Raw genomic sequence first — 8,596 nt, 5'->3', positions numbered from 1 at the left:
TTACCCCTTACCAGGTCGCACTAGAGCCACGCATGGAGGGCCGGAAGGTTGTGGGCTTCATCATGGGATGGGGTGTGAAGGATGAGACAGGCATGCGAGACGCCTATGCGGAGATACAGCGGCCCCGTGTAGGCCGGAAGGAACGCCTCAACAAAGCAGCAGAGGCTCATGTTATCCTTGACGAACAGATGTCCCATTGAGACGCTATAAAACGGTCCTTAGGGACATAGAGGGACAGAGATGGGACTGACGCTTAGGCAAGCTGCGGATCTATGTGGCGCAAGCCGGTCTACCATTCATAGGGCCCTGAAAAGCGGTAAATTATCAGGCAATAGACTTGAGGATGGAGCTTGGGACATAGACCCATCGGAGTTGGCCCGCGTTTTCCCATGGGACATAAGTGAGCCTGTTCATCGGGACAATTCGGGACAGGGCAAGGAAGGGACAAGCGAGAAGGAAGCTGTGCTGGCCGTCAAGGTCGAGATGCTGGAGCATCAGCTAGAGCGTGAGCGGGACACGATAGCCGATCTGCGGAAACGCTTGGATAGAGCAGAGGACAGGGTGCTGGCTCTTACATCCCAAACCCTGCCACCTGCGCCCGAGCCTACCCCAACCCGCCGTCGCTGGTGGCCATTCTGACGCCTTGGCAGGATCCTGGTTAACGCGCTGGCCTGCGAGGGGAGTGACTTAGCAGTCAGCGATGCAAGGCCTTGGCCTGGGCTTGGCGCTGTTCCAGCATCTCGCGCCGCAGGATGGCGTTGATCCGGCTCTGGTAGCCCTTGCCCTGCGACTTCAGCCAGGCCAGTACGTCCGCGTCCACGCGGGCGGTGATCTGTTTCTTGACCGGGCGGTAATGTGCGGCGGGCCGCATCTCGGCCAGTTGCGCGTCCGTCAGCTCGGGCATGTCGCTGAGGTCGATGGTGTCGTCCGGCTTGGCGGCCAGGGCCTCCAGGTGCTGGCGCTGCTTTTCGGTTAGGGGTGGCAGCGTGTCGAAGGTGTGGCTAACGGGTTTCCTGCTCATAGCGCTTCCTTTCCCTCGGCGTGGCGCGCCGGGCCGAGATGATGCGGATGACCTCGACAGCGTCGCCCTCGGCGTCATCCTCGGTGATAGTGTGGGCAACCAGAAGCACGGTGACGCCATGCACCACGCCAAGGGTCTGCCAGCGTTCTTCGCCCTCCTCGATCCGGTCCTGCCGGGTGAGCCGGAAAGGGTCGCGGAACACCTGCACGGCCATCTCAAAGGCAATCCCATCATGCTTCCGCTGATTGGAGCGGTTTTTGGTCTCGTCCCAGGCGAAGCGCATTGTCATGACATAAATGTAGTTGCAATTTTGCCAAGGCTCAAGGCGCTATCTGACCATCTGCGCCCCCCTGACTCCCACAACCCCTGGCTGTTCCCCCATCCTCCCGCATCCGGTGTCATAAAACCAGTTACGGGACAGGGCGCAGCCAGGGGTTGAAAAAGGGGCGTGGGGAGGACAGTCCAAGCTTGAGGGCGAGGATGCGGGTAGTTGGGGTGCGAAAGCGATCGCTGGTCAACCACCCTGCTCCCTTCTCCAAGAAAATAGAGGCATTAGATATGAAAGTAGCACCTTGCACAATTTCATTGTGAAAGTCAGCTTTCCAAAATACTGCTAACAACCTCTTGCATACCAACAGGTATGTATTCAATTTCCCGCATTTTTGCTACCAATAGGCTTTGAAACATTTCGTAGCTTATTCCCTTTCCATGCCGACCAACAAAATTCTTTATGACGTTTCGCCCTCTGAAGTCATTTACCCACGAGCCATCTTCTAAAGATTTTTTTAGCTGCGCAGAAACAGTCTCGTCAAACTCTCTAATTTTTTCAGAGCTAAGATCTTTTTCGACCGCAACTGAAAATCTGCTTGCTGATCTCTCAATAGCCTCCGACATACCGTCAACATTTTCACGGTCAGGAGAAAATTTAAGACTGATAGATTTCACTAGCTTTTCGTTTACAAACTGCTCCATCTTTATGCGAACCATTTCTTTTATGGTTTGCCTTGCACAATCCTTCAACATTTCGCCAATTGTCTCTTCGGTAAGACCTGGAGAGCTCAGGCCCAGGTCATCCATCACCTTTTTTACTACCGGAAAAGACATTAGGTAGTTTTCTATATGATATACCCCCCAGGCATATTGACGCCCATCAGGTACGATATCCTCTCCAGAAAAATCTCTATCTACTATCGCAAAGAATCTTGCCTCGATTCTACCGTTGTCAGCAGCCTTCTCCAAAAGCTCATGGACCACCTTTACCTTACGCTTTGAGCCTAATGAAACTAAATTTACTCTTTCGCTAAATGTGGGAAATAATTGAGAAATAATTTTTAAGTCTGTTTCTGAATTTTCTCCTTCCAGCAGAACTACCTTTGATCGAGGGCTATATGAAGCCAAGTCCCCCACCAGCTCTATGATAACTCTTTCAGCATCGGCAGTCGCATTAATCCGAGCTAATTGGTTTTCTCTTGCGGCCGTTTGTGAAGCCGGCTGCATATGGAATACTGAGTAGGATGGTTCCTGGACTGCTTGCCTTAGTATCGCATCAGAATGAGTAACAAGCCAGATCTGGTTGCCAAACGCACGACTAAGATGTTTTTCATAAAATCTAGGCAAACCCCTAGCCAGTCTAGGATTTAGATGAAGCTCAGGCTCATCCAGAAGAATAATCGAATTCAGAGGAGCACTGTTTCTTAACCGCAAGTAGCCGAGAAGAACTTCCTTTTCACCAGAACTTAATTCATCAATGTCATGCCGACTTCCTCCTTCAAGTTGAACTGGAAAAGTAAGGCCACCGTCTGCAGTAGGAATAGCTCCCATAAAGTCTTTTCCAGGGAAAAAAGTTTTAAAAAGCTCGTCTAAAGTAGCCTGCAAATTACTCTCTTTATCAATCTTTACGCCCGCACGCTCTGCCAATAGCTCTCTAACAAAGGAAGACCCCATTTCAGACTTAATGCCTTGATACTTGTTAGAAGTATTATACAAGGCATGTTGAGCATCTCTATTTGATGTATCCTGAACCTGCAAACTAACATGAGCGATACGCTCTCGACCATACGACCTTGTTGCTGAATGATAATCAATAATTCCTATGTGTTCCGGCTTGTATAACTGGAATATAAGCTCCAGCACTGCTGATTTTTCTACTCGTGGAGATTCACCAGGATTCATTGTAAGTTGTGCGACATAGGACGGCTGCTTCAAGGCCACTTGTAGCTTTTCATCCAGTATCCTTGCCTGTTCATCTACAATTTTCCCTTGGTCTTGCGCCATTGAGGGGTGAATTACTACTTCATTTCCCTCTGCTGCGTGCTGCCGCATAATCGATGTCCACTTTAGACCCTGGTAGATTTTTCTACCATTATTTGCCAGATACTCTCTTTCTCTATCTGCCAGTTCAAATTCAACCCTAATAAGCAATGGCTGAGTCGGATCATTCATAATTCTAGAAGCATCGGACTGTAGCTTTTGGATATCAATTTGAAATTCATTGAACCAAGACGCAAACTCGTTTTGTTGGTATTGCCCATATGCTGATTTAATAAGCCGAATAGCATCGAAGATGCTTGACTTCCCGCACCCGTTTGGACCAGCAATAACAATTGCATCTGACAAGTCGTGCATTTCCGCTCGTCGCACAGCTCTTAAATTATCAACTACTAATGATTTAATTCGCATTGATACTGTTCTCCACGATAAATAAAGCCACTAGCGTTTCCAATTTTTAGATTAAGATCTGAAACAACTTACAGTCCATAGTCATCACTCAGGTCACGCTCGTGCCCTCGCCGCTCCCTTTCGCGGACCCTTTCTTGCTCCCTGACACGCTCGGCCTCCTGCGCCCGCTGCTGTTCCTTGGCCAAGCGCTCCTGTTGCAAGCTGGAGACGCGCTCGGCTGCCGCAGCCAAGTCGATGCTCCGCGCCGCCTCGCGCAAACGATCCGCCAGGCTCCTGGCGCTTTCCGGCTCCCGCGTCGGGCTATGGTCTGGTAAAGGTCGATCCTGACGCGCTTCCCAAGCTGCCCGCAGCTGCGCTGCGAGGTCGGAACCAGCCTCCCGGCTGTGATCAGGTGTCTGACGCCTGCCGTGACGGGCAGACGCCAGATCCTGTCCCTCGTCGCGAACTGCGCCGCGATCGGGGCTAGCATGGGCAAGCTCATGCCCGGGCGTCAAGCGCTCCATCGTCCGCCCCAGCCATTCCCGCACCTGGCCGGATAGCCGCTCCGCCACCCGCGCCACCTCAAGGGCCTGCGCCTTGACCTCACGCCACAGCTGAACCGCCGAGACCTCGATGCCGCGCTCCTTCAGCTGCCAGGCGCCGGGGGACAGCTGCGGCAGGGGCGCGCGGTCTAGTTCCACAGCCCGCACCGTCTCACGCAGGGCCTCCACCTCGTCGCCGCGCTCCCGCGCCTGCACAGAGCGCTCCAAGGCCTCCTCCCGCTGCGCTTCCAGCGTCCGGTGGTCGATCCGGGCCTCATGGCCGCAGCGCTCCAGGGCATGGTTGCTGTCGCGCGCCCACGCCTCTCGCCAGTCTTCCAGCAACTCCTTGGCGTTCCAGTCGCGGTTCTTGGTGGTAAAGCCTTCTTGGCTAATCTCGCGGGTGGTCAGCAGAATATGCGCATGGTGGTTGCGCTCGTCGCCGATCCGTCCTGGCGCGTGCAGGGCGATGTCCGCGACCATGCCGCGGCCCACAAAGGACCGCTGGCAGAAGTCGCGGACCAGCTCGATGCGCTGATTGCGATCCAGCTCGGCCGGCAGCGCCACGCGGATCTCGCGGGCCACCTGGCTGTTCTTGCGCGTCTCGGCCGCCTCCACCGCGTTCCACAGCGCGGCACGATCCTGCACCCACTCGGGCGATCGCTCGGGGGCCAGGATCTCCACATGCTCGACACCGCCGCGCGCCCGGTAGTCGAAGGAAAGCCCCGTGCGCTCATCGTGGATGCGCTCGCCGGACCGGTAGGCGGCAGCGCCGGTGGCACTGCGCCCGGCCGAACGGGAAATCATCGTGGCTCGAAGGTGGTAGATCGCCATTTTGTGTCGCGCTCAAGCCAGGGGTTCAAAGGGGAGTGCAGCATCCCCTTTGCCCACACAAACGCGCAGCGTTTGTATAAGTGGGCACTTCGTGTCTTGCACCGTAACCACTCTGGGGCCAGTCTTGCAACCATTAGGAGAACAAAGGATTGCAGAATGGCACGAACCATTGATCAGCAGATTGCCGAGGCGCAGGCCCGGCTGAACCGGCTTAAAACCAGAGCCAAGGCCTCGGAGACACGCCGCAAGATCATCGTCGGTTCTGTGCTGACGACTGAAGCCTTGAAGGATCCGAAGATCGCCCGCTGGATGGCTGCAACCTTGCGCAAGACCGTCACCCGCGAGGTCGATCAAAAGGAGCTGGTGGGACTGCTGGCTGAGCTTGATGCCAAGGCGCATGGCGCCGGGGCTGGCGAGCCGTGAGCGTCAAGGATCCCTTCCAGGCCCTGGTTGATGAGATCACCCTGGTCCGCAACGATGTTGAACGCCTCCAGCGGACCAGCCTGGATCGCAAGGAAGCAAAAAGGCTCAATGACGTGGTGGCCCAGGGCCTCGACCGCATGGCCCAGGTCGGCCCAGCCCTCCAGCAGCGGATCGAGCAAAGCCTGGCCACCGCCGCCCTCGATCTGCGCCAGCACACCGTCTATGCGGCCACGGAAGGTGCCAAGGAGGCCATCCGCGAGGCGCAGCTCGAAAGCATCAAAGCCGCAGGAGACCTCCGCAAGGCCGCCGGAGAGGCCCGGAGAGAGGCCTGGAGGTGGTTTGGCGGGTTCTGGGTCTGGTTGGCCTCTGCCGTCCTCACAGGGGCGCTCCTGGCCCTCCTGGCGGCCTTCTGGATCGTGGAAAGCGGTAATGCCCGCGAGTTCGGAAAATACCCCGGCATCTTTTGCGATCGGGCCGGTGGAACGATCGTGACCAATGCGGACGGCTACAGGTTCTGCGGGATCTGGATCGACAAGCTGCCGGAGCAGGCCAGCGAGTAAGCTGACATTTCCACCTACCCCGTTGTCAGCTATGGTGATGGAGGCTGATCCACCTTCGGGACTTAGGTCCATCAGCCTCCGCCAGGGCGAAACGTGGAATGGGCTGCCGCTGCGGGGTTTCCGGACTTCCCGACACACAAAAACCGGGCCTTCGCTGGATCGACGAGCCGCCAGGACAAGCCAAGGACTGAGGGGGCAATGCGTCCTGTGTCTCAGACTGCCCCGCTGCTAGCGGGGCATACTGGAGAAACTGTCACTCGGGACCAAAGACTATGAACCAGGGCACCCTTTAACAGCCCGAACAACCTCTTTCCGCCGATAAGGTTCCAGATAAGTCATTGATTTTATTATGGTTGAAACACGTAAAAGTGAGACAACCACGGGAGGAAAGATCTTCTCTCTCAAGGCGAAGGCAAACCGTAATCAACTTTTGGTTGTCCATTTGGACAAGTTGCCCTTGACGTTAGCGTCAGACATAACCCACCCGTCAGCCGAGCGGCCTTTGTGTTGTGTTTTACGAGTTCGGACCGCTCGGCTGGAAAATCCCTCTCTCCTGGCCGAAGCCCAGCAGTATTGCGCAAGTGCTATTCTTAAGCACGATTGGCCAAGAAGTGTTTTCGCCCGAGAATTTCGGTTATGCCTCTGAAAACATTATAGCCCTGAGAAGTTTTATGAAGTCCTTTGCTGTTGCCGTTGCTTTGCTGCTGGCCACTCACATGCCGACTGCTGCCGTTGAAGCTGAAGGCAATGTTATCCAAGGCGTGGCATCCGTCATTGATGGCGATACCCTTGAGGTTCACGGGTCACGCATTCGCCTACATGGCATCGACGCGGCCGAAAGCGGGCAGAACTGCATTGAACGCGACGGGTCGGCTTGGCGGTGCGGGCAGGCGGCGGCTTTGGCTCTTGCCGACAAGATCGGTCGGACCCCGGTTCTTTGTGAGCAACTCGACATGGACCGCTATGGGCGCGTTGTTGCAAGATGCTTCAGCAACCGCGAAGACCTCAACAGGTGGATGGTCGGTGAAGGCCTGGCGGTCGCCTATCGTGAGTATTCCTCCGAGTACGTTGCGGATGAAGCCCAGGCACGCAAAGCGCGAAAAGGCATGTGGCGAACGAAATTCGATATGCCTTGGGATTGGCGGAAAGGCTCACGCAGCTCGGAAGCCTCCACCGAAACTCCAGAGATCCTACGCAACCTCGCTCAGCGATCCTATTCCTGCAGTCCTCGACGGACCTGTTCGGCGATCGGGAGCTGCCAGGAAGCGCTCTGGTATCTGGAAAACTGCTCCTGGGGCGGCCGCCTTGATCGCGACAACGATGGTATTCCCTGCGAGAGCATCTGCTAGGGGATCAAAATCATCGGGCGTTAGAGGTATTTTAACTTGGCAGCCGCAAGCTGGCGGTGATCGCGATCCAATAAACTCATCAACTTACTCCCAAAACTCCTCCTAGATGCGCCCTCTATTCACTGCCCTTTTCCTTGCAGCCTGCTGGGCCGGGGTGGTGCGGTATATCCTTTGGCCGTTGATCAAGATGGCGGCTGGCATCCTGTAATGCCGCCATCCTGCCACGATGTGCTCCTCAGCCTTGATGTAGTCTGTGCTGTGATAGCGGGCAAACGGCTCGACGTGCACGGCTAGACGAATCCGACACGAGCTGATGCCCTGCGGCTTCGATGTAGAGATCAACGCCCCTTCTTCTTTTTCTTCTTATCTTCTTACTTCTAGAGATATTAAGTGATTGAAATAAAACAACTATATATGGGTATCGGCTACTTCTTGTATGGCTGACGGCTACTTTCTGTAGGGGTATCGGCTACTTCTTGTATGGCTGACGGCTACCTTTTGTACGGGTGAGCCGGACAATTCGGCGCAGCGATGTCCCCTATTCCAAAGTGTTTAGCTACCCGATACCTTCATTAGGTAGCCAATAAGGGACAGTGATGGGAACAAGTCTGACGATCCGGCCAAATGACGGGGAGATGCTCAAGCCCGCCGAGTTGATCGAACTTCGGGGCGTGGGACCGCTGACACTTCACGACAGGCGGGTGTTCAACAGCCTGATTGAAGCTGCCTGGGGGCCAGACATGGCAGTGCCAGGACGTGAGTTTACTGTCCCAACAGCGTCCCTCAAGCATGCCGACGAGCCCATGTCCCGGCTGGCCGAAAGCATCGAGCGCCTGATGCAGACAATAGTAGTGGCAAGGGCATTAGATGGGGCAGAGATGCGGTTCCAGCTTCTCGGGGCCAACACGATCCGAACTACAACTAACGCCGGGACACTGACCTATAGCTTCTGGCCGCAACTGGCCGTGCTAGTAAGAGACAGCAGCATCTTCGCTAAGCTGGATCATGCAGTGATGCGATCGTTCTCATCGAAGTATGCCTTTGCTTTGTACGAGGCCGTAGCTAGGCGCGCACGGCTGCGCCACGTGTTCCGGGAGAACTTCACCATTGAAGGCATCAGGGACTTGCTTGGCGTCGAGACCGGGAAGCTGGTTCCCTACAAAAACCTCAAGACTAAGGCCATTGAGCCGGCTGTGGTCGAGGTCAACGCAC

Annotated in this window: 9 protein-coding genes; 5 read left to right on the top strand and 4 right to left on the bottom strand. The window is 55.4% G+C overall.

The genetic code is table 11. From position 1 onward, the window contains the following. Positions 1 to 200: hypothetical protein (locus AAIL68_RS16835; protein WP_347140912.1), on the top strand; the 200-nt coding region annotated here is incomplete at its 5' end. 494 nt (positions 201 to 694) lie between these two features. On the opposite strand, the gene AAIL68_RS16830 is transcribed toward AAIL68_RS16835, so the two are convergent. The 4 genes from AAIL68_RS16830 to mobQ all read right to left on the bottom strand — a co-directional run bounded on the left by AAIL68_RS16830 (position 695) and on the right by mobQ (position 5,052). Beyond that, a complete protein-coding gene (locus AAIL68_RS16830) occupies positions 695 to 1,021 on the bottom strand; it encodes a BrnA antitoxin family protein (protein WP_347140911.1) in 327 nt (108 codons plus the stop codon). Beyond that, on the bottom strand, positions 1,002 to 1,310 hold the full coding sequence (locus AAIL68_RS16825) for a BrnT family toxin (protein ID WP_347140910.1): 309 nt from the start codon (positions 1,308 to 1,310) through the stop codon (positions 1,002 to 1,004). Before AAIL68_RS16825 ends, AAIL68_RS16830 begins: the two co-directional genes overlap by 20 nt. Positions 1,311 to 1,615: 305 nt before the next feature. Continuing rightward, positions 1,616 to 3,700 carry an AAA family ATPase gene (locus AAIL68_RS16820; protein ID WP_347140909.1) on the bottom strand — a complete coding sequence of 695 codons (2,085 nt, stop codon included), beginning with the start codon at positions 3,698 to 3,700 and terminating at the stop codon, positions 1,616 to 1,618. Between the two features lie 68 nt (positions 3,701 to 3,768). Then, entirely contained in the window at positions 3,769 to 5,052 is a 1,284-nt protein-coding gene (mobQ, locus tag AAIL68_RS16815) for a MobQ family relaxase (protein WP_347140908.1), read from the bottom strand. Positions 5,053 to 5,208: 156 nt separating this feature from the next. Here mobQ and AAIL68_RS16810 point away from each other — a divergent pair, with 156 nt between their 5' ends. From AAIL68_RS16810 to AAIL68_RS16795, 4 genes are all read left to right on the top strand, one after another. Then, a complete protein-coding gene (locus tag AAIL68_RS16810) occupies positions 5,209 to 5,475 on the top strand; it encodes a hypothetical protein (RefSeq protein ID WP_347140906.1) in 267 nt (88 codons plus the stop codon). Continuing rightward, the gene (locus AAIL68_RS16805; RefSeq protein WP_347140904.1) at positions 5,472 to 6,035 is read left to right on the top strand and encodes a hypothetical protein; all 564 of its coding nucleotides are present in this window, start codon (positions 5,472 to 5,474) and stop codon (positions 6,033 to 6,035) included. The genes AAIL68_RS16810 and AAIL68_RS16805 overlap by 4 nt, the downstream gene beginning before the upstream one ends. 509 nt (positions 6,036 to 6,544) lie before the next feature. Further along, positions 6,545 to 7,384, top strand: a complete 840-nt coding sequence (locus AAIL68_RS16800) for a thermonuclease family protein (protein WP_347140903.1) — start codon at positions 6,545 to 6,547, stop codon at positions 7,382 to 7,384. Positions 7,385 to 7,980: 596 nt separating this feature from the next. Continuing rightward, positions 7,981 to 8,596, top strand: a 616-nt coding sequence (locus tag AAIL68_RS16795; RefSeq protein ID WP_347140902.1) for a replication initiation protein, incomplete at its 3' end; no start/stop codon positions are given.

This window comes from Paracoccus sp. SSK6, assembly GCF_039770665.1.
Classification (GTDB): Bacteria; Pseudomonadota; Alphaproteobacteria; order Rhodobacterales; family Rhodobacteraceae; genus Paracoccus.
Note: the sequence above shows the minus strand (reverse complement) of the source record. Positions and strands in the feature narration are given on the sequence as shown.